Source organism: Sphingomonas sp. URJC2, assembly GCF_059803575.1.
Window position 1 is genome coordinate 1 of sequence record NZ_JAPFGX010000051.1, and the last position, 19,534, is coordinate 19,534.

Annotated in this window: 19 protein-coding genes, 1 tRNA gene and 1 pseudogene; 13 read left to right on the plus strand and 8 right to left on the minus strand. The window is 70.3% G+C overall.

Annotated features, from left to right (window positions below):
- Window positions 1–306: pseudogene (locus OPU66_RS13605) on the minus strand (multidrug transporter); the annotation flags it as partial.
- Window positions 307–359: 53 nt separating this feature from the next.
- On the opposite strand from OPU66_RS13605, the gene OPU66_RS13610 reads away from it, so the two are divergent.
- On the plus strand, window positions 360–1,079 hold the full coding sequence (locus tag OPU66_RS13610) for a TetR/AcrR family transcriptional regulator (RefSeq protein ID WP_498554205.1): 720 nt from the start codon (window positions 360–362) through the stop codon (window positions 1,077–1,079).
- A gap of 10 nt (window positions 1,080–1,089) precedes the next feature.
- Here OPU66_RS13610 and OPU66_RS13615 read toward each other — a convergent pair whose 3' ends face one another.
- The 3 genes from OPU66_RS13615 to hisI form a co-directional block, all read right to left on the minus strand.
- Window positions 1,090–1,635, minus strand: a complete 546-nt coding sequence (locus OPU66_RS13615; RefSeq protein WP_498554224.1) for a DUF1003 domain-containing protein — start codon at window positions 1,633–1,635, stop codon at window positions 1,090–1,092.
- A gap of 9 nt (window positions 1,636–1,644) precedes the next feature.
- A complete protein-coding gene (locus OPU66_RS13620) occupies window positions 1,645–2,970 on the minus strand; it encodes a M20/M25/M40 family metallo-hydrolase (protein ID WP_498554225.1) in 1,326 nt (441 codons plus the stop codon).
- 129 nt (window positions 2,971–3,099) lie between these two features.
- Window positions 3,100–3,459 carry a phosphoribosyl-AMP cyclohydrolase gene (hisI, locus tag OPU66_RS13625; protein WP_498554207.1) on the minus strand — a complete coding sequence of 120 codons (360 nt, stop codon included), beginning with the start codon at window positions 3,457–3,459 and terminating at the stop codon, window positions 3,100–3,102.
- A gap of 104 nt (window positions 3,460–3,563) precedes the next feature.
- Between hisI and purF the strand changes: the two genes are divergently transcribed.
- The 6 genes from purF to cobU all read left to right on the plus strand — a co-directional run bounded on the left by purF (window position 3,564) and on the right by cobU (window position 9,912).
- Window positions 3,564–5,021, plus strand: a complete 1,458-nt coding sequence (gene purF / locus OPU66_RS13630) for an amidophosphoribosyltransferase (RefSeq protein WP_498554208.1) — start codon at window positions 3,564–3,566, stop codon at window positions 5,019–5,021.
- A 33-nt stretch (window positions 5,022–5,054) separates the two neighbouring features.
- The gene (locus OPU66_RS13635) at window positions 5,055–5,798 is read left to right on the plus strand and encodes an SDR family NAD(P)-dependent oxidoreductase (RefSeq protein WP_498554209.1); all 744 of its coding nucleotides are present in this window, start codon (window positions 5,055–5,057) and stop codon (window positions 5,796–5,798) included.
- The gene (locus OPU66_RS13640) at window positions 5,795–6,706 is read left to right on the plus strand and encodes a histone deacetylase family protein (protein WP_498554210.1); all 912 of its coding nucleotides are present in this window, start codon (window positions 5,795–5,797) and stop codon (window positions 6,704–6,706) included. Before OPU66_RS13635 ends, OPU66_RS13640 begins: the two co-directional genes overlap by 4 nt.
- A gap of 73 nt (window positions 6,707–6,779) precedes the next feature.
- Window positions 6,780–8,165, plus strand: a complete 1,386-nt coding sequence (locus tag OPU66_RS13645) for a cryptochrome/photolyase family protein (protein WP_498554211.1) — start codon at window positions 6,780–6,782, stop codon at window positions 8,163–8,165.
- An 11-nt stretch (window positions 8,166–8,176) separates the two neighbouring features.
- A complete protein-coding gene (locus tag OPU66_RS13650) occupies window positions 8,177–9,391 on the plus strand; it encodes a serine hydrolase domain-containing protein (RefSeq protein ID WP_498554212.1) in 1,215 nt (404 codons plus the stop codon).
- The gene (gene cobU / locus OPU66_RS13655) at window positions 9,388–9,912 is read left to right on the plus strand and encodes a bifunctional adenosylcobinamide kinase/adenosylcobinamide-phosphate guanylyltransferase (RefSeq protein ID WP_498554213.1); all 525 of its coding nucleotides are present in this window, start codon (window positions 9,388–9,390) and stop codon (window positions 9,910–9,912) included. The genes OPU66_RS13650 and cobU overlap by 4 nt, the downstream gene beginning before the upstream one ends.
- On the opposite strand, the gene cobC is transcribed toward cobU, so the two are convergent.
- The 3 genes from cobC to cobT are packed head-to-tail and all read right to left on the minus strand — an operon-like array spanning window position 9,909 to window position 12,228.
- Window positions 9,909–10,457 carry an alpha-ribazole phosphatase family protein gene (cobC, locus tag OPU66_RS13660; RefSeq protein ID WP_498554214.1) on the minus strand — a complete coding sequence of 183 codons (549 nt, stop codon included), beginning with the start codon at window positions 10,455–10,457 and terminating at the stop codon, window positions 9,909–9,911. The genes cobU and cobC overlap by 4 nt on opposite strands.
- Window positions 10,439–11,218, minus strand: a complete 780-nt coding sequence (gene cobS / locus OPU66_RS13665; RefSeq protein ID WP_498554215.1) for an adenosylcobinamide-GDP ribazoletransferase — start codon at window positions 11,216–11,218, stop codon at window positions 10,439–10,441. The genes cobC and cobS overlap by 19 nt, the downstream gene beginning before the upstream one ends.
- Window positions 11,215–12,228 (minus strand): nicotinate-nucleotide--dimethylbenzimidazole phosphoribosyltransferase, encoded by a 1,014-nt coding sequence (cobT, locus tag OPU66_RS13670; protein WP_498554216.1) that lies wholly within the window; start codon window positions 12,226–12,228, stop codon window positions 11,215–11,217. The genes cobS and cobT overlap by 4 nt, the downstream gene beginning before the upstream one ends.
- A gap of 248 nt (window positions 12,229–12,476) precedes the next feature.
- Here cobT and OPU66_RS13675 point away from each other — a divergent pair, with 248 nt between their 5' ends.
- From OPU66_RS13675 to OPU66_RS13695, 5 genes are all read left to right on the plus strand, one after another.
- Entirely contained in the window at window positions 12,477–13,640 is a 1,164-nt protein-coding gene (locus OPU66_RS13675; RefSeq protein ID WP_498554217.1) for a hypothetical protein, read from the plus strand.
- Entirely contained in the window at window positions 13,637–14,653 is a 1,017-nt protein-coding gene (locus tag OPU66_RS13680; RefSeq protein ID WP_498554218.1) for a KpsF/GutQ family sugar-phosphate isomerase, read from the plus strand. The genes OPU66_RS13675 and OPU66_RS13680 overlap by 4 nt, the downstream gene beginning before the upstream one ends.
- Window positions 14,654–14,660: 7 nt before the next feature.
- Window positions 14,661–15,977, plus strand: coding sequence for an RraA family protein (locus OPU66_RS13685; protein ID WP_498554220.1), 1,317 nt, complete (start codon window positions 14,661–14,663; stop codon window positions 15,975–15,977).
- Window positions 15,977–16,819 carry a 3-deoxy-8-phosphooctulonate synthase gene (gene kdsA, locus OPU66_RS13690; RefSeq protein WP_498554221.1) on the plus strand — a complete coding sequence of 281 codons (843 nt, stop codon included), beginning with the start codon at window positions 15,977–15,979 and terminating at the stop codon, window positions 16,817–16,819. Before OPU66_RS13685 ends, kdsA begins: the two co-directional genes overlap by 1 nt.
- 113 nt (window positions 16,820–16,932) lie before the next feature.
- Window positions 16,933–18,360, plus strand: a complete 1,428-nt coding sequence (locus OPU66_RS13695; RefSeq protein ID WP_498554222.1) for an NAD-dependent succinate-semialdehyde dehydrogenase — start codon at window positions 16,933–16,935, stop codon at window positions 18,358–18,360.
- 62 nt (window positions 18,361–18,422) lie between these two features.
- Here the strand turns inward: OPU66_RS13695 and OPU66_RS13700 are convergent.
- Window positions 18,423–18,509 (minus strand) — tRNA-Leu (locus tag OPU66_RS13700).
- Between the two features lie 147 nt (window positions 18,510–18,656).
- On the opposite strand from OPU66_RS13700, the gene OPU66_RS13705 reads away from it, so the two are divergent.
- Window positions 18,657–19,534: pseudouridine synthase (locus tag OPU66_RS13705; protein ID WP_498554223.1), on the plus strand; the 878-nt coding region annotated here is incomplete at its 3' end.

Consider the following 19,534-nt stretch of genomic DNA (forward strand, 5'->3'; position numbering starts at 1 on the left):
CAGCCGCGCGGCGGCGGCGCGGATGTCGGGCGCGCCGGCCAGCGCCTCGGCGATCAGCGCGTCGAGCTGCGGATCCTGAAAGCCCTGCCACCAGCCGCGCCCGGGCCATTCGCCCGGACTGGCCCGCTCAGGCGCAGCGGCTAGGCTGGCGTTGGCGGCAAGCACCCCCGGATCGGCAAGGCGTGGCGGCGCGCCCAGATCGGGCACCGCGGCGCAGCCGGCGGTGGCGAGCAGCAGCGCCAGCCCCGCCGCCCTGCCTGTCGAGCAAGCCTTGCTGCGCGCGAAAACATGTTTGAAAGGCGGCACGACAATCACCATACTGGTCAGTACACCCGCCCATCTGGGGTAAGGCAGATCAGTTGTCAATCGAAATGATACCAACCAGTACATTCCCGGAGCGTGCCGAACCGGAGGCCAGCGCCAATGCCAGCGCCAATGCCAGCGCCAGTGCCAGCGAGAGTGGCGGCGTCCCCCGCGACACCAGCGCCCGCGACGCCAAGCGCGAGGCGTTTGTCGCGGCCGCGCGGGCGGCGTTTTTCTCGCGCGGTTATGGCGCGACCTCGATGTCGGCGATTGCCGCGACCGTCGGCGGGTCCAAGACGACGCTGTGGGCGCATTTCCGGTCGAAGGAGGAGCTGTTCGCGGCGGTGGTCGACGATCTGGTCGAACGCTATGGCCGCGCGCTTGAAGTGCCGCTCGATCCCGACGATGCCGTCCGACCGGTGCTCGTGCGGATGGCCGGGGCGCTGATGGAGACATTCCATTCGCCGCCGATCGTCGATCTGCACCGGCTGGCGATCGGCGAGGCGCGGCGCTTTCCCGAGCTGGCGCGGCTGTTCTACGAACGTGGCCCCGCGCGCGGCAAGGCGCGGATCGGGGCGTATCTGGCCGAGGCGATGGCGCGCGGCAAGCTGCGCCCCGGCGATCCGGCGCTGGCCGGGCGGATGTTCGTCGGCATGTTGCAGGCCGGATCGCCGCAGCTGCACATGCTGGGTATGGACGGCGCGCCCGATCCCGCTCAGGTCGAGGCCGAGATCGAGGGCGCGGTCGATCTGTTCCTGCGCGCCTGGGGGCCGTAACCGGGCCGGTTCAGTCCCCCGCGCCGCGCCCGGTCACCAGCCGGGCCAGCTCCTCCTGCCGGCGGGACAGCTCTTCCAGCCTCAGCGCCAGCACCGTGTCGACCTTTTCATGCAGGCGCAGGATTTCCAGTTCGGCACGCAGATTGACCTCGTAATCGAGCCGCGCCGCCAGCCGGTCCTTCGCCGCCTGACGGTTCTGGCTCATCATGATGATCGGGGCCTGAATCGCCGCCAGCATCGAGAGGATGAGGTTGAGGAAGATGTAAGGGTAGGGATCGAAGCGGATGCCCATCCGGCCGAGCACATCGGTGTTGATCACCATCCAGCCGAGCAGCACGACGCCGAAACCGATGATGAACGCCCATGAGCCGCCGACCGCCGCCACCCGGTCGGCCAGCCGGTCGCCGAACATCGCCTCGGCATCGGCGACATGGCCGGCATCGCGGCTGATCGGCATCCGCGCGCGCATCGCCGCCAGCACCCGCGCCTCTTCGGCATCGAGCGCCGCCAGCTCCTTGCCCAGCAGCTCCTCGGCCAGCCGGTCGGCGCTGCGCATCACGGTGCCTTAACGGCCGCGCGGCGCGGGGCCGGCGAAAGTGACGAGGCTTTCCGCGCCGCTGGCCGACAGGGCCGACACGCCGACGAAATGATCGTCGATCACGACATTGTCGAGCGTCGCGCCGGTCGCGTCGGCAGGCAGGTCGCGCTGGTCGGTCCAGTCGGGCCGGTCGGCGGCGCGCCAGCGGACACGGTAGCCCGCCGCCCCCGCCACCGGCGTCCAGCGCACGGCGATATCGTCGCTGAGCGCACCGCTGATCGTCACCCCCTGCGGCGCGGCCGGGGCCGCGGCCAGTTCGCGCGCGACCGCGAGGTTGAGCGCCGTCACCCGCGCCAGATAGGCGAAATCCATATGCTCGATGGTGTCGCCGAAGAAGCGGCCATTTTCGGTGCGCACATTCTGGTGCTGGTGATCGTAATTCTCGACCGCCTCGGTGAAGCGCACCGCGGGCATCCCGGCCTCCAGAAACGGCGTATGGTCGCCGCCGCGCTGGAACCGGTCGGGCCGGCGGACGGCAAGCACCGACAGCGCGCCGGGATCGCGGCCCCGCTCGCGCTCGGCGATGCGGCGCACCGCCTTGGCCAGCGCGCGCGAGGGGCCATCATCCTCGCCGCCATTCATCCTGAGCGCACGCACCGCGTCCAGCTCGGCCGCCGCCCCGACGCCTTCGGAAAACACCCGCACCCGGTCGGCGACGCGCTGGCCCGACAGGCCGGTGGTGTTGCCGACAATGTCGTTGTTGAGCACCGCCGCGACCTGCCAGCCGCGCGTGCGCGCCAGCTGGGCGAGCAGCCGCCCGCCCCACAGCCCCTGTTCCTCGCCCGACAGCGCGGCATAGACGATGGTGCCGGCGAATTTCTCCGCTGACAGGATGCGCGCTGCCTCCATCACCAGCGCGACGCCCGAGGCATCGTCGTTCGCGCCCGGCGCATCGCTGGTCGCGTCCATCACGTCAGAGGCGCGGCTGTCGATATGCGCCTGGATGATGACGACACGGCCGGGATCGCCCTGCCCCTGCTGGATGGCGATGACATTTTCCACCCGCGCCCCGGCGGGCGCGCGCGGGCCGCTCACCACATCGCCGACCGTCTCGACCTTCAGGCAGCCGCCACAGGCCGCGCCGATCTCGCCAAAGCGGCGCGCCGCCCAGGCGCGGGCCGCACCGATGCCGCGCCGGGGATCGGTGGCGGAGGACAGGGTGTGGCGGGTGCCGAAACTCACCAGCGTCGCCACGCTCTGCCGCAGCAGCGCCGGATCGGGCCGCGCCGGGGCGGGCGGCGAAGCCGCTGCGACTGCGGCGGCGGCCGGGACGGCGGCGGAGGCGGCCAGCATGGCCGTGGCGATCAGATATCGGGCGGTGCGCATGGCGCGGACAATCGGCCAGTTTTCCGGCCCTTGCAAGCCGCGCAGAAGCCAAGCCGCGCACGGAAGGAGGGCCGCGCCGCGTCGCGCCGCCCCCCGTCAGTCCGCGACCAGCGCCCCGTTCTCGATCCGGCGATAAAAGCAGCTTGGTGCGCCGGTGTGGCAGGCCGGCCCGGCCGGGCGGACGCGCAGCCACAGCGCATCCTGATCGCAGTCGATCCGCGCCTCGACGACATGGAGCAGATGGCCCGATGTCTCGCCCTTTTTCCAGATGCGCTGGCGGCTGCGCGACCAGAAATGTGCGATGCCGGTCGACAGGGTGAGCGCCAGCGCCTCGGCATTCAGATGCGCGACCATCAGCAGCGCCCCGGTGCCGGCATCGGTGGCGATGCCGGTGATCAGCCCCTGCGCGTCCCATTTGGGATCAAGCGCCGCCCCTGTTTCGCGCGGATCAACCATGATCCTGCCACGCATACGCAAATCCCCCGGTATGACAATGGGGAGACAAACCCGATTCCGCTGCCTATATCGCCGCCAAGCCTTTGCTGAGGCGCGGGACGATCATGCTCACCACCAATCCTTTCGACGATGACAAGCTGCGCGAGGAGTGCGGCATTTTCGGCATTTACGGGGCCGAAACCGCTTCCGCCGTCGTGGCGCTCGGCCTGCATGCGCTCCAGCATCGCGGGCAGGAGGCGGCGGGCATCACCAGCTGGGACGGTGCCCATTTCCACACCCACCGCGCGATGGGCCATGTCGCGGGCAATTTCGACCGCGACGACGTGATTCGCGGCCTGCCGGGCCGGGTCGCGTGCGGCCATGTCCGCTATTCGACGACCGGCGAGACGGCGCTGCGCAACGTCCAGCCGCTGTTCGCCGAGCTGTCGTCGGGCGGCTTTGCGGTCGCGCACAATGGCAACATCTCCAACGCGATGAAGCTGCGGCGCGAGCTGGTGCGGCGCGGGTCGATCTTCCAGTCGACGTCGGACACCGAAGTCATCATCCATCTGGTCGCCACCTCCGCCTATCGCACTTTGCTCGACCGGTTCATCGACGCGCTGAAGCAGGTCGAAGGGGCCTATTCGCTGATCTGCATGACCGGCGAAGGGATGCTCGCCTGCCGCGATCCGCTCGGCATCCGCCCTCTCGTGATGGGCAAACTGGGCGATGCGACGATCTTTGCTTCGGAAACCGTCGCGCTCGACGTGATCGGGGCGGAGTTCATCCGGGCGGTCGAACCCGGCGAGATCGTGATCGTGACCGAAGCGGGGGTGCGCTCGATCACCCCGTTCGGCCCGGTCGATCCGCGCCCGTGCATTTTCGAGCATGTCTATTTCTCGCGCCCCGATTCGATCGTCGAGGGCGTGTCGGTCTATGACGTGCGCAAGGCGATCGGCGCGCAGCTGGCCATCGAGGCCCCGGTCGAGGCCGATCTGGTGATCCCGGTGCCCGATTCGGGCGTGCCGGCGGCCATCGGCTATGCCCAGCAATCGGGTATTCCGTTCGAACTGGGGATCATCCGGTCGCATTATGTCGGCCGCACCTTCATCCAGCCGGGCGATCAGGTCCGCCATCTCGGCGTCAAGCTGAAGCACAATGCCAATCGCGCGCTGATCGGCGGCAAGCGCGTCGTGCTGATCGACGATTCGATCGTGCGCGGCACCACCTCGCTCAAGATCGTGCAGATGATGCGCGATGCGGGTGCCGCCGAAGTGCATATGCGCATCGCCAGCCCGCCGACGCGGCACAGCTGCTTTTACGGCGTCGACACCCCCGAACGCGCCAAGCTGCTCGCCGCGCGGCTCGACGTGCCGGGCATGTCGGATTTCATCCATGCCGACAGCCTGTCGTTCATTTCAATCGAGGGGCTGTACAAGGCGCTCGGCCATGAACGCCGCGCCGCCGCCCGGCCGCAGCATTGCGACGCCTGCTTCACCGGCGACTATCCGACGACGCTGACCGATCATGACGAGGTCGCGCCCGCCGACCAGCTGAGCCTGCTCGCCGAACGGGTCGTCTGACCCGCCGGCACCCCCACAAGCTATGGATATCAGATGACCGAACAGCCCAATATCGACCGGGATCAGGCCGCGCGTCCGCTTGCCGGGCGGCTGGTGCTCGTCACCGGCGCGAGCCGGGGCATCGGCGCGGCGACGGCCGAGGCGGTGGCCTCGCTGGGCGCGCATGTGATCCTGACCGCGCGCACCACCGCCGATCTGGAAGCGGTCGAGGAGCGCATCCATCAGGCCGGGGGCAGCGCGACCATCGCCCCGCTCGACCTGACCGACGGGGAGTCGATCGGCCGGCTGGCGACCGCGATCGGCGGGCGCTGGCAGCAGCTTGACGCGCTGGTGCTCAATGCCGCGACGCTCGGCACATTGTCGGCGGTGCCGGCCATCGACCCCAAGGAGTTCGCCCGGGTGCTGACCCTCAATGTCGGCGCGCAACAGGCGCTGATCGCGGCGTTCGACCCGATGCTGCGCGCGGCGCGGCCAGGGCGGCTGATCGCGGTCACGTCGAGCGTCGGGGCCGCGCCGCGCGCTTTCTGGGGGGCCTATGGCGCGTCCAAGGCGGCGCTCGACACGCTGGTCGCCGCCTATGGCGAGGAAAACCGCAATCTGGGCGGCGTGCATGTGGCAATCGTCGATCCCGGCGCGACCCGCACGACGATGCGCGCCCGCGCCTTTCCGGGCGAAGATCCGCAGAGCGTCAAGGACCCGGCGGTTGTCGGCGCGCGCATCGCCGCGCTGATCGCGGACGGCTTTGAAACCGGCCACCGGGAGCGGGTCGACGGGTGAGCGGCGCGGCCGTCCATATCGTCCATCACCCCGATTACCTCACGCCGCGCCCGCCTTCGGGCGGGTTCCCGGCCGATAAATACCGGCTGCTGGTCGAGGCGGTTGAACGGATCGGCCGCCCGGTCATCCGCCATCTGCCCGCGCCGATGCCCGAAGCGGCGCTGTGCGCCGTGCATGACCCCGATTATGTCGCGCAGGTGCTCGCCGCACAGGTGCCGGCGGACAAGGAACGCCGCATCGGCTTTCCGGTCACGCCGCGCATTGCCCGCCGCGCCCAGCTGACGCCGGGGGGAACCTGGCTGGCGGCAAAGCTGGCGCTCGACCATGGCTTTGCTGCGCAGACCGCCGGGGGCAGCCATCATGCGCTGGCCGATACCGGGGCCGGATATTGCGTGTTCAACGATCTTGCCATCGCCGCGACCCGGCTGATCGGCGCGGGCGATGCGCGCCGGGTGCTGATCGTCGACGTCGATGTGCATCAGGGCGACGGCACTGCCGCCCTGCTTGCCGGGCGGGCGGACATCGCCACCTATTCGGTGCATGCCGACAAGAATTTCCCCGTGCGCAAGGCGCGCTCGACCGTCGATGTGCCGCTGCCCGACCGGACGGACGATGCCGGCTATCTGGAGGCGCTGGCCGCCACGCTGCCGCCGCTGGTCGATGGCTTTGCGCCCGATCTGATCCTCTATCAGGGCGGCGTCGATCCGCATGCCGACGACCGGCTCGGCCGGCTGGCGCTCAGCGATGCCGGGCTGGACGCGCGCGACCGCTTCGTCGCCGGGCTGGCGCGGGCGCGCGGCATCCCGCTCGCCAGCACGCCGGGCGGCGGCTATGGTGCCGATCTGGCGGCCGTCGCCGCGCGCCACGCCGCGACCATCGCCGCGCTCCACGATGTGCTGACCGGGTGAGCGGGGCCGGTTCCTCCGCCTGAAAAATCGCGCTACACACCGCGGCCGTGACGATCATCCCCTTCCCCGCCGCATGACCCGCATCGTCTGGTTCCGCCGCGACCTGCGGCTGGCCGATCAGGCCGCGCTCGCCGCCGCCGCGCGCCAGGGTCCGGTGATCCCCGTCTATATCCTTGACGACGACACGCCCCGGCACCGGCGCATGGGCGCGGCCTCGCGCTGGTGGCTGCATCACAGCCTGTCGCGGCTGGCCGAGGATCTGGCGGCACGCGGCAGCCGGCTGATCCTGCGCCGTGGCCCGGCGGCGGCAACGCTCGCCGCGCTGATGGCGGAAACCGGGGCAAGCGGCATCGATGCGCTGCACCATTACGAGCCATGGTGGCTCAACGCCGAAAAGGCGCTGGCGAGGGGGCTGGCGGAAACGGGCGGGTCGCTCACGCTCCACCATGGCAATTATCTCGCCCCGCCCGGCTCGATCCGCACCGGCAGCGGCGGGCCATACCGTATCTACACCCCCTTCTGGCGCGCGCTGGTGCAGACGATGCCGCCGCCCCCGCCACAGCCCGCACCCGCGCGGCTGGACGCCCCGGCCAGCTGGCCGGCGAGCGACCGGATCGAGGATTGGGGGCTGCTGCCCACCGCCCCCGACTGGGCGGGCGGGCTGCGCGCGACATGGCAGCCGGGCGAAGCCGGTGCGGCAGCGCGGCTCGACGCCTTTGCGGGCCGCGCTGCCCGCTATGGCGAGGCGCGCAACCTGCCGTCGATCGAGGGCACGTCGCGCCTGTCGCCGCATCTGCATTTCGGGGAGATTTCGCCTGCAACCGTCTGGCACCGGCTGGCCGGGGCCGGCGGCTCGGTCGACACGCTGCTGGGCGAGCTGGGCTGGCGCGACTATGCCCAGAATGTCATCCTGCAGCTGCCCGAATATGGCCGGCAGAATGCGCGCGCGGCGTTCGACGCCTTTCCATGGCGCAGGCGCGACGACCCGGCAGTAAAGGCCGATTTCACCGCCTGGACGAAGGGGATGACCGGCTATCCGATCGTCGATGCCGGGATGCGCCAGCTTTGGGCGACCGGCTGGATGCACAACCGCGTCCGCATGATCGCCGCCTCGTTCCTGATCAAGCATCTGCTGATCGACTGGCGCGACGGCGAAGCCTGGTTCTGGGACACGCTGGTCGATGCCGATTACGGGTCGAACGCCGTCAACTGGCAATGGACGGCGGGCACCGGGGTTGATTCCAACATGTTCGTGCGGATCATGGCCCCGCTCACCCAGTCGGAGAAATTCGATGCCGCCGGCTATATCCGGCACTGGGTGCCGGAACTGGCCGGGCTGAGCGACAGCCAGATCCACGATCCGGCCGGGCTGTTCGTGCGCGGCTATCCGCGCAAGCTGATCGACCACCGCGCCGCGCGCGAGCGTGCGCTCGCCGCCCATCAGACCATCAAGGCATGAGGATGACCCCCTTGACGACCAGCCCCCTGACGACCAGCCAGACGCGCCCGCCCCGTTTCCGCCCCGCACGCGCGCTGGCCGCGCTTGGGGCGCTGGTGCTCGCCGGCGCGTCGCCGCTCGCCGCGCAGATCACGCTGACGCCCGAAAATGCCGACCGCATCCGCATGGCCGGGGCGACGATCCTGTTCTGGAACCAGGCGCAGCGCGACGCGAACTTCCCGGCGATGGAACAGCAGTTTCCGGGCACCACCGCGCGGGCGTCCGCGCGGCCGCGCCCGCTGCCCGCCGGCCGCCCGCTCGCCCTGCCCGAGGCAGAGGCGTTCATGGCCGCCAACAACACTGCCGGGCTGATTATCGTGCACAAGGGCAAGGTGCGGCTGGAACGCTATCAGCGCGGCTATTCGGCTGAGGGCCGCTACACCAGCTTTTCGGTCGCCAAGTCGCTGACCTCGACGCTGGTCGGGGCGGCGGTGCGCGACGGCTATATCAAGTCGCTCGACGATCCCGTCACCCGCTACATCCCCGAACTGGCGGGCAGCGCCTATGACGGCGTGACCGTGGCGCAGGTGCTCAAAATGACCTCGGGCGTCAAATGGAACGAGGATTATACCGACCCCCGGTCCGATGTCGCACGCATGTATCTGATGCCCGTGCCGGCCGGTGCCGATCCGACCACCGCCTTCCTGAAAACGCTGACGCGCGAGGCGGAACCGGGCAGCAAATGGGTCTACAAGACCGGCGAGACCAATCTGATCGGTGTTCTCGTCACCCGCGCGACCGGCAAGAGCCTGACCCAATATGCCGAGGAAAAGATCTGGCGGCGCTTCGGGATGGAGCGCGACCTGTTCTGGATGGTCGACCAGTCGGGCCAGAATATCGGCGGCTGCTGCCTGTCGGCGAGCCTGAGGGACTATGCGCGCATCGGCCTGTTCACCCTGTCGGGCGGCAAGGGCGTGGTGCCGCGCGGCTGGTTCGCCGATGCGACGCGGGCATGGTCGCCGGTTCCGGGCGGGGGCGAGCGCGGCTATGGCTATCAATGGTGGACGGGGCCGGCCGGCAGCTATCAGGCGCAGGGCATTTTCGGCCAGCTGATCCATATCGATCCCAAGCGCCAGCTGGTCATCGCCATGTCGAGCGCCTGGCCCAAGGCGACGGGCGGTGATCTGGGGCAGGCGCGGGCGCGCTTTGTCGACCAGATCAAGGCGGCGATCGACGCCGGCCAGTGATCACATTGCTGCTGGGCGGGGCGCGGTCGGGCAAAAGCCGCCGCGCCCAGATGCTGGCCGAGGCGGCGGCCCCGCCGGGCGTGCCCCGCGCCTGTCTGATGATCGCCACCGCCGAGGCGTTCGACGCCGAAATGGCCGACCGCATCGCCCGCCACCGCGCCGAACGCGGCCCGGCCTGGGACGTGATCGAGGCCCCGCGCGACCTTGGCCCGGCGCTGGCGCAGGCATCCGGCCCGGTGGTCATCGACTGTCTGACCCTGTGGCTGTCGAACCTGATGCTCGCCGGCGAAGATGTCGATCAGGCCGGGGCGGCGCTGGCCGGCGCGCTGGCGACGGTGCCGGGGCCGGTGTTTCTGGTGTCGAACGAGGTCGGGCTGGGGCTGGTGCCGGAAACGCCGCTTGGCCGCGCGTTTCGCGACGCGCAGGGGCGGCTCAACCAGCTGATGGCGAGGATTGCCGACCGGGTCGAGTTCATCGCCGCCGGGCTGCCGCTGGTGCTGAAACCGGGCGGCCCCGGCTAAATCCTGTCCTGCCCCGGCCAGCGCAGCACCGCGCCATAGCCAAGCTGCGTCGACCATGCGCCGTCCACCCCGGCGGCGGCAAGCGCGGCGCGGATCACGCCCATATGCGTGACCCAGAGGGTGCGGCCGGGCCGGGCGCGGTGCGCGGCGAGCACCGCTTCCACCCGCGCCGCGAGCATCGCCACGCTTTCGCCGCCATGGTCGCGGGCGTGCATGAAATCGGCCGCCCAGCGGTCGAGCGCATCGCGGCCGATCGCGTCCCAGCGCCGGCCTTCCCAGTCGCCGAAATCCATTTCGCGGATATCGTGTTCGATCTCAATATTTTGGCCAAGCTCTGCGCCCAGGCTTTCGGCCAGTCTGCGGCAGCGGCGGAGCGGGCTGGAGATGATCGCGTCGAAAGCGCCCTCGGCGGCAAGCGCGGCCCGCACCGCCGCCGCTTCCCCGGCAAAACTGTCGGCACAGTCGAGATCGGTCAGCCCATAGCAAATGCCGGGCGCGACTTCGGGCCGGGTGTGGCGGACGAGGATCAGGCCGTCCCGAGCCATGCCAGCACCCCCAGATACAGCCCGGTTTCGGACAATTGCTGGACCGCGCCCAGACAGTCGCCGGTATAGCCGCCCAGCCGGCGTTCGAACAGCGCGCGCGCCAGCCCATGGCCGATCACCGCCCCGGCCAGCCCGGCGGCGAGCGCCATCACCGGCAGCCCGGCGAGCATCGCCGCAACCCCGGCCGCGCCCGCCCCGGTCAGGACCGCAAACACCAGCCCGCTCGGCCCGACCGCATCGGCAACCGGCTTGGCGGTGCCGGCATCGCGGACATAGCGGCTGGTGGCGATCACCAGCACGCTCGACAGCCGCCCCAGCGCATGGCCGGCGACCAGCGCCACCGCGGCGACCGACGCGGCCATGGCGGTGAGTGCCGCGACCTTCAGCGCCAGCACGGTCAGCAGCGCGAGCGCGCCGAAACTGCCCAGCCGGCTGTCGCGCATGACCTCCAGCATCCGCGCGCGCGTCATCACCCCCAGCCCGTCGAACAGATCGGCCAGCCCGTCCTCGTGAAAGCCGCCGGTTGCCAGCAGCGCGACGCCAAGCGCCAGCAGCACCGCGACCGCCGGCGGAAACAGATGCGTCGCGCCGATCAGCACCAGCGCCGCGATCAGGCCGATCAGCGCACCGACCAGCGGATACCAGCGCACCGCCATGCCAAGGTGGCGGGGATCGAATGCAAAGCCCGGCACCGGCAGCCGGGTGAGAAACTGGATCGCGGCGAGCAGCGCCCGCCCCTCATCGACGATCCGGGCGATCATTGCGGGCCGCTGACGCCCGCTGCCGAAAAGCTCGCCATGTCGCGGATCATCGCCGCCGCCGCCCTGACCAGCGGCCAGGCGAGCAGCGCGCCCGTGCCTTCGCCCAGCCTGAGGCCGAGATCGAGCAGCGGTTCGGCCTTGAGCGCGCCCAGCAGCGCGATATGGCCGCGCTCAGCCGAGCGATGGGCAAAGACCAAAGCCGGGCGGATCGCGGGATCGATGGCGAGCGCGGCGGCAGCGGCGGCCCCGGCGATGAAGCCGTCGACGATCACGATCCGTCGCGCCTGCGCCGCGCCCAGCATCGCCCCGGCCATCATCGCGATTTCAAAGCCGCCATATTCGGCCAGCGCGGTCAGCGCATCCAGCCGGGGCGCGGTGCGCGCGGCGGCGCGGGCCAGCACCTCGGCCTTGCGGGCGAGCGCGCCGTCATCCAGCCCGGTGCCGCGCCCGACCAGATGGTCGAGCGACACGCCCGACAGCTTGTGCGCGACAAGGCTGGCTGCCGAGGTGTTGGCGATGCCCATTTCCCCAAGGCACAGGGCGTCGCAATCGGTCGCCTGCGCCAGCGCATGGCCGGCGCGGAGCGCGGCCGCGCATTGTTCGGCGGTCATTGCCGGTTCGACCGCGCTGTTGCGGGTGCCGCGCGCGATCCGCCGGTCGATCAGGCCGGGATGTTCCATCCGCGGCCCGGCCATGCCCGCATCGACGACGCTGAGCGGCACGCCAAGGCTGGCGGCGAACACATTGGCCGCCGCCCCGCCGGCCAGAAAGTTGAGCACCATCTGCCGTGTCACCTCTGGCGGAAAGGCGGACACCCCCTCGGCGGCGATGCCATGATCGCCGGCAAAGATGATCAGCGCGCACGACGCCATCACCGGATCGGTGCGCCCCTGAAGGGCGGCGATCTGCGCGGCGAGATCCTCGATCCGCCCCAGCGCGCCCAGCGGCTTGGTCAGGCTGTCGATGCGCGCACGGATCTGGCCGGCAAGGTCGTTGGATTGAGCGGTCATGGCCTGCCCCTGCCCGTGCGCGCCCTGCCGGGTCAAGCGCCTGCCGGTGCAGCACGCTCCCCTGATGCCCCCGCCCGAGGATCGCCCACTAGGCAAATATTTCCGCCTCGCCCGGCCGGCGCGTCCCGCGCGTCTATAAAGGAAACAGTATTGGCCCAACGGAAGCCCGGTCCCGTGCCCCCTGTTTCTTGCCATTTTCGCCCCTGTTTGCCCGATCCGGCCGTGTCCGGCCGTGGAGATACCGGCCGATGAAGATCCTGTTCTACCTGCCCGTCATCACCCCCTGGTGGTTCGCGCATATCGTCGCGCCGATGATCCGCCGCCTGTCTGCCGAGGCCGAGATCGTGGTGCTGGCCCCCGCCCCCTGGTCGGGCACCGGCATCGGCCCGGCCGAGCTGGAGCTGATGGCCGATCTGCCGCAGATCCGCTGGTGCCTGATCGAGGGCGAGGATCATCGCAGCTATCGCACCCGCCCGGCCGATCCCGACGGGCTTGTCGGGTTCGTCACCGATCTTGCCCCCGATTATGTGATCTGCCGCAGCGCCGACCGCGACACGCCGCGCCGCTTTCCGGGCAAGGTCCGGTTCCTGATGGAAGGCGGTGTCGCCCCCTATCCGCTGCCCAGCCACTGGGTGTGGCTGAGCGAGGATCTGTTCGACCATGGCGAGATGCCGGCGCTGGAGCCGGATGCGCGTGCGGCGCTGACCGGCTGGCTGCGCCCGCTGGCCGACCGGCTGCGCGCGCGGATGGCGCGTGCCGCCTATGGGCCGGAGGATTTCAACTGGCCCGACACCATGCCGCGGCTGCTGATGCCGATCGAATATGCGCATCACGAAAACTTCTTTCAGATGCACCGGCCGGGCCCGGAGGCGAACGACGCACTCGTCCTGCACATTGCCCAGCAGCTGCGCGGCCGGGCGTTCGTCGCGCTCGCCAATCATCCGCTCAACGATCTGTATCTTGGGCGCGGGGCGCTGCAGGCCGCAGTCGCGGCGACGCGCGGGCAGATGACGCTGCTGCCCGAATGCCGCGACGCCCCCTCGGCCACCGAACGCGCGGCGGGGCTGGTCGACGCGATGATTGTCGGCGATTCCAAGGCCTTCGGGCTGGCCGGGTTTCTGGGCCTGCCCATGGCGCGGCTGTCGCGGTTCAAGACCGCGGCATGGCTGAACGCCTATCCGGCGCTCGACCCGCTGATCGCCGATCTGAAGCGCGGCCGCGCCCGCGCGCCGTCGCCCGAAGATGCGCTGGCCTGGGCGGCGTTCCACATCGCCAACAATGCATTCGATCCGGCAGACCCGGCGCTTGATTTTGGCGACATCATCGACCGGCTCGACCGGTCGGTCGCGCCCGAACGCTGGGCGGCGGGCATGGCGCGCCTTGACGCCGCGCTGATGGAGCCGGCGGCGTGAGCGCACGCCCGGCACCCGTCCAGCAGGTCCGCCCCCCCGTCTCGCCGCCGCAACAGGCAGACGCGACCGGCTGGGTGCACGACGTGATCGCCGCCGAGCGCGACGCGCTGTCGGCGTTCCTGGCCGCGCCGCCGCCGGGGCTGGACCGCATCGTCGCGCTGATCGCCGGGCAGGACCGGCCGATCACCTGTCTCGGCATGGGCAAATCGGGTCTGGTCGCGGCCAAGATCGCGGCGACTTTCTCCAGCCTCGGCACGCCCGCTTTCTGCCTCAATGCCGGCGAGGCCGCGCATGGCGATCTGGGCGCGGTGCAGCGCGACAATGTCGTCATCCTGTTTTCCAACAGCGGCACGACCGAGGAGATTGTCCGCATCCTGCCGCTCCTCAAGGCGCGCGGCTGCGTGCTCGTGGGCGTCATCGGCCGCACCGATTCCCCGCTTGCGCGTGCGGTCGATCATCTGATCCCCGCCGAAATAGCGCGCGAGGCCGATCATATCGGCATGGCCCCGACCGCCAGCACGACGCTGCACATGGCGATTGGCGATGCGCTCGCGGTCGCCGTGGCGCGCATGCGCGGCGTCACCGCGCGCGATTTCCTGATGCACCACCCGGCCGGGCTGCTCGGCCGGCGGATGATCCCGGTGCGGCAGGTGATGCGCGCCGGTGCCGACCTGCCGTTCGTGCTGCCATCGGCTTCGCTGGCCGAGCTGCTGTCGGTGATGAGCGCAAGGCGGCTGGGCGCCGCGGCGGTGATCGACCATGGCCGGCGGCTGCTCGGCATCGTCGTCGACGGCGATATCCGCCGCCATATCCAGGCGCGGCGCGACGTCTATGCGCTGACCGCAGGCGAGGTGATGACCACCGATCCGGTGAAGGTTGGCGAAGAGGCGACGATCGGCGATGTGCTGACCCTGCTGCGCGACGGGCCGCGCCGCGTGTCGGTGCTGCCGGTGGTGGCCGACGATGGCGCGCTGGTCGGGATGCTCCACGCCAATGACGTGCTGAACGGATAGGGAAAAGATGAAGATCGTCGCCTATGTGCCCGCCAAGGGGCAGAGCGAACGCGTTGCCAACAAGAATGTCCGCATCCTTGACGGCGAGCATCTGTTCAAGCGCAAGCTGCGCCAGCTGCTCGCGTGCAGGCATCTGACCGAGCTGTGCCTCGACACCGAATCCGCCGAGCTGGCGGCACTGGCCGACGATCTGCCCGTCACCTGGCTGAAGCGCCCGGCCGAGCTGGCGTCGAACGCCGCCGACGGCCACCAGATGTTCGCCTGGGAAGCCGCGCAGCGCCCCGATGCCGATCTGTGGGTGCAGGTGCTGTGCACCGCGCCGTTCGTCACCGCCGACACCGTCACCCGCGCGATCGACGCGCTGCTCGCCGATCCCGAGGCCGACAGCCTGGTCGCCGTCACATCGGCCAAGCAATATTGCTGGGCCGGGCGCGACCCGGTCTATGGCCGTGGCCGGGTGCCCAACAGCGTCGAACTGCCGCCGACCGTGGTCGAGGCGATGAGCCTCTACATCGTCCGCCGCCCGGCCGATGGATCGCTGCCCGGCCAGCGTTTCGGCCGCCGCCCGATCCTGTTCGAGCTGGATCCGCTGGAGCAGATCGACATCAACACGCCCGCCGATTTCGCGCTGGCTGAAACCATCGCCGCCGGGCAGCGCGCGGCCGAGGTGACGCGGTTCCGCGCGCTCAGCCGGCATCTGTCGTCCCCGGTGCTCGCCGACCTGATGAAGGAACGCGGCCACCGCGCGGTGCTGTCGCACGGCATCCGGCCGACCAGCGCGGGCCGCATCCTGGGGCGGGCGCGGCCGATCCAGCTGGTCGCCCTGCCCGACCGCCCGGCCCCTCAGGGTGAGGCGTGGAAGGGCATTTACGGCGCGCTCCATTCCTATCGCTTCGTCCGGCCGGGGGATGTCATCATGGTTGCAACCGACGTTCCCGAGCGCGCCTATTTCGGCGATCTCAACGCCAATCTGGCGATCCGTGCCGGCGCGGTCGGGACGATCGTCGACGGCGCGACCCGCGACACCGCCGATGTCCGCGCGCTCGGCCTGCCCGTCTATGCGCGGGCAAGCTATTGCGACGACATCAAATATGAAGGCACTCTGGGGTCGATCAACCGGCCGGTGACGATGGGCGGGGTGGCGGTTGCGCCCGACGATGTCGTGTTTGCCGATGAAGACGGGGTGGTGGTCATCCCGGCGCGGCTGTGGGACGAGATCGAGGCGGCGGCATGGGACGTGATCGGCAACGAGGCGCGCATCCGCCATTTCGCCGCGCGCGGCCGCGATGTCGATGAAATCCTTGCCGAATGCGGAGCGTTCTGATGACCGAGACCCCGGCCCTTCCGCGCACCGTCGAGATTGGCGGGCTGCACCTGGCCAATGACCGGCCGTTCGTTCTGATTGCCGGGCCATGCGCGATGGAAAGCCGTGCCCATGCGCTGGACATGGCCGCCGCCCTCACCGAAATCTGCCAGCGCCTCGGGATCGGGCTGATCTTCAAAAGCTCGTTCGACAAGGGCAACCGCACCTCGATCAACGGTGCGCGCGGGATCGGCATGGACGCGGCGCTGCCGGTGTTTGCCGAAATCCGCGACCGGTTCGGCTGCCCGGTGCTGACCGATGTGCACGAACCCGGCCAGTGCGCGCCGGTCGCCGAGGCGGTCGATGTGCTTCAGATCCCGGCCTTTTTGTGCCGGCAGACCGATTTGCTGGTCGCCGCCGCGCGCACCGGCCGCGCGGTCAATGTCAAGAAGGGTCAGTTCCTTGCGCCGTGGGACATGAAGAATGTCGCCGCCAAGCTGGTCGCGGCGGGCAATGAGCGGGTGATCTTGTGCGAACGCGGTGCCAGCTTTGGCTATAACATGCTGGTCAGCGACATGCGGTCGCTGCCGATCATGGCCGAAACCGGCTTTCCGGTGATGTTCGACGCCACCCATTCGGTGCAGCAGCCCGGCGGGCGCGGCGACGCTTCGGGCGGGGAGCGCCGCTTCGTGCCGACGCTGGCGACGGCGGCGGCGGCGATCGGCGTCGCGGCGATCTTTCTCGAAACGCATGAAGAGCCGGACCGCGCGCCGAGCGACGGGGCGAACATGGTGCCGCTGGCCGACATGCCCGCCCTGCTCGCCCGGCTGCAGGCGTTCGACCGGCTGGCCAAGGCGCGCTGATCCCCGCACCGCACCGCTCCGTCTCGCCCCGCCCCGCCCGGCGTTGACCGGCGCGCGCGCCCGCGCCACTGGGGCGATGACAGGCGGGGCACCCCGCAACGGAGATGCGTGCGATGGAATATGATGCCGAACTCAAGCTGTTCGTCGATGGCGCGTGGCGCGCCGGCGAAGGGCGCGATGCCCAGCCGGTAGTCGACCCGGCGCGCGGCGCGGCGATTGCCGAAGTGCCGCTGGCCAGCGCCGCCGATCTTGAACAGGCGCTGGTCGCCGCCGATGCCGGGTTCCGCGCCTGGCGGGCGACCGATGTCGATGCCCGCGCCGCGATCCTGCACAAGGTGGCGGCGCTGCTGCGCGAGCGGACCGAACGGATCGCGACGCTGCTGACGCTCGAACAGGGCAAGCCGCTGGTCGAGGCGCGCGGCGAGGTCGCGGGCGCGGCGCAATTGTTCGATTATTATGCCGAGGAAGCCAAGCGCGCTTATGGCCGGGTGCTGGTGAGGCCGACCGGCATGCGCTCGATCGTGATCCGCCAGCCGGCCGGGCCGGTCGCGTCGTTCACGCCGTGGAACTTCCCCGTCTATCTGATGGCGAAAAAGCTTGCCGCCGCCCTCGCCGCCGGCTGTTCGGTGATCGCCAAGCCGCCCGAGGAAACGCCGGGATCGACCTCGGCGCTGATGCGCGCGGTGATCGATGCCGGGGTGCCGGGCAATGTCGCCCAGCTGGTGTTCGGCGTGCCCGATACGGTCAGCCGCGCGCTGATCGCCTCGCCGGTGATCCGCAAGCTCAGCTTCACCGGCTCGGTCCCGGTCGGCCGCCATTTGATGAAGCTCGCCGCCGATGGGCTGAAGCTCGTCACCATGGAACTGGGCGGCCATGCCCCGGTGATGGTGTTTGCCGATTGCGACCTTGAACGGACGCTCGACATGGTCGTGCCGCAAAAGTTCCGCAATGCCGGGCAGGTCTGCGTGTCGCCGACGCGCTTTCATGTCGAACGCAGCATCTATGACCGGTTCGTGGCCGGCTTTGCCGCCCGCACCGCCGCCCTGCCGGTCGGATCGGGGCTGGACCCGGCGACGCGCATGGGGCCGCTCGCCAATCGCCGCCGCCCCGATGCGATCGAGGCGCTGGTCGACGATGCCGTCGCGCGCGGCGCGCGGGTGGCGCAGGGCGGATCGCGCTTCGGCCAGGGGTTTTTCTTCCAGCCGACGGTGCTTGCCGATGTGCCGCTCGACGCCGATGTGATGTCGACCGAACCGTTCGGGCCGGTGGCGCTGATCCGCCCGTTCGACAGCGAGGACGAGGCGGTGGCCGAGGCCAATCGCCTGCCTTACGGGCTGGCCGCCTTTGCCTTCACCGAAAATGGCCGCCGCGCCAACCGGCTGGGCGACATGATCGAGGCGGGGATGATCGGCATCAACAGCTTTGCGATCTCGGTCGTCGACGCGCCGTTCGGCGGCGTCAAGGATTCGGGCTTTGGCCGCGAAGGCGGACCGGAAGGGCTTGAAAGCTATATGGTGACCAAGGCGATCCACCAGGCCTGACCGGCGGGGGCGGTCGGCCAGGCTGGTCAATGGGGCTTGTGACGGGAGCTGGTGAGAAGGGCTGGTGCGGGCGGTCGGACTCGAACCGACATATCCGTGAGGATGGCGGATTTTGAGTCCGCTGCGTCTACCAATTCCACCACGCCCGCATGCATGGCTGGCTCGCTCTAGCGAAGCGCCTGCGCCCCTGCAACCGCCGCCGGCGGGTCCGCATGGATGACAGCGGCGTGAAAATGCGTCATGGCGCAGCGCGTCGAGAACGGCCGGGCAGTTCAGCCCGGCTGGCAAATGCTTTAATGGAGCCGTCGCCCGTGCCATCCGTGCCGCCCCCGCCCCGCGGCCCGTCCCGCACGCCGGACCTGTCCGGCCAGCGCATCGCCAAGCTGCTTGCCCGTGCCGGGATCGCGTCGCGCCGCGACGTCGAGCGGATGATCGCCGACGGGCGGATCGCGATCGACGGCGTGACCGTCACCACCCCGGCCACGATCCTGACGTCGCTGCACGGCGTGACGGTGGATGGCCAGCCGGTCCGCGCCCCCGCCCCGGCACGGCTGTTCCTGTTCAACAAGCCGCGCGGGCTGCTGACGGCGGCGCGCGACCCGGCCGGGCGGCCGACAATCTATGACCGGCTGCCCGAGGATCTGCCGCGCGTCATGCCGGTCGGGCGGCTCGACCTCAACACCGAAGGGCTGTTGCTGCTGACCACCGATGGCGAGCTGAAGCGCGCGCTCGAACTGCCGTCGACCGGGGTGCCGCGCACCTATCGCGCCCGCGCCTTCGGGCAGGTGAGCCAGGCCGATCTGGAGGCGCTGATCGAGGGCATCGAGATTGACGGGATGCGCTATGGCGCGATCGACGCCAATCTGGAACGCCGCACCGGCGCCAATGTGTGGATCGAGCTGACGCTGACCGAGGGCAAGAACCGCGAGGTGCGCCGGGTGCTCGAACATCTGGGGCTGGAGGTCAGCCGGCTGATCCGCACCCGTTACGGCCCGTTCGTGCTCGACGATCTGGCCGAAGGTGCGGTGGCCGAGGTGCGCCAGCACGATCTGGTGGTGTTCCGCCGCACACTCAAGCCCGGCAAGGGCGCGTTCGAACCGGGCGATCCCCGCCCCGCCCCGCCGCCGCCCGCCCGGCGCGGGCCGGAACGGACCGGCGCCAGCCGGCCCCGCCC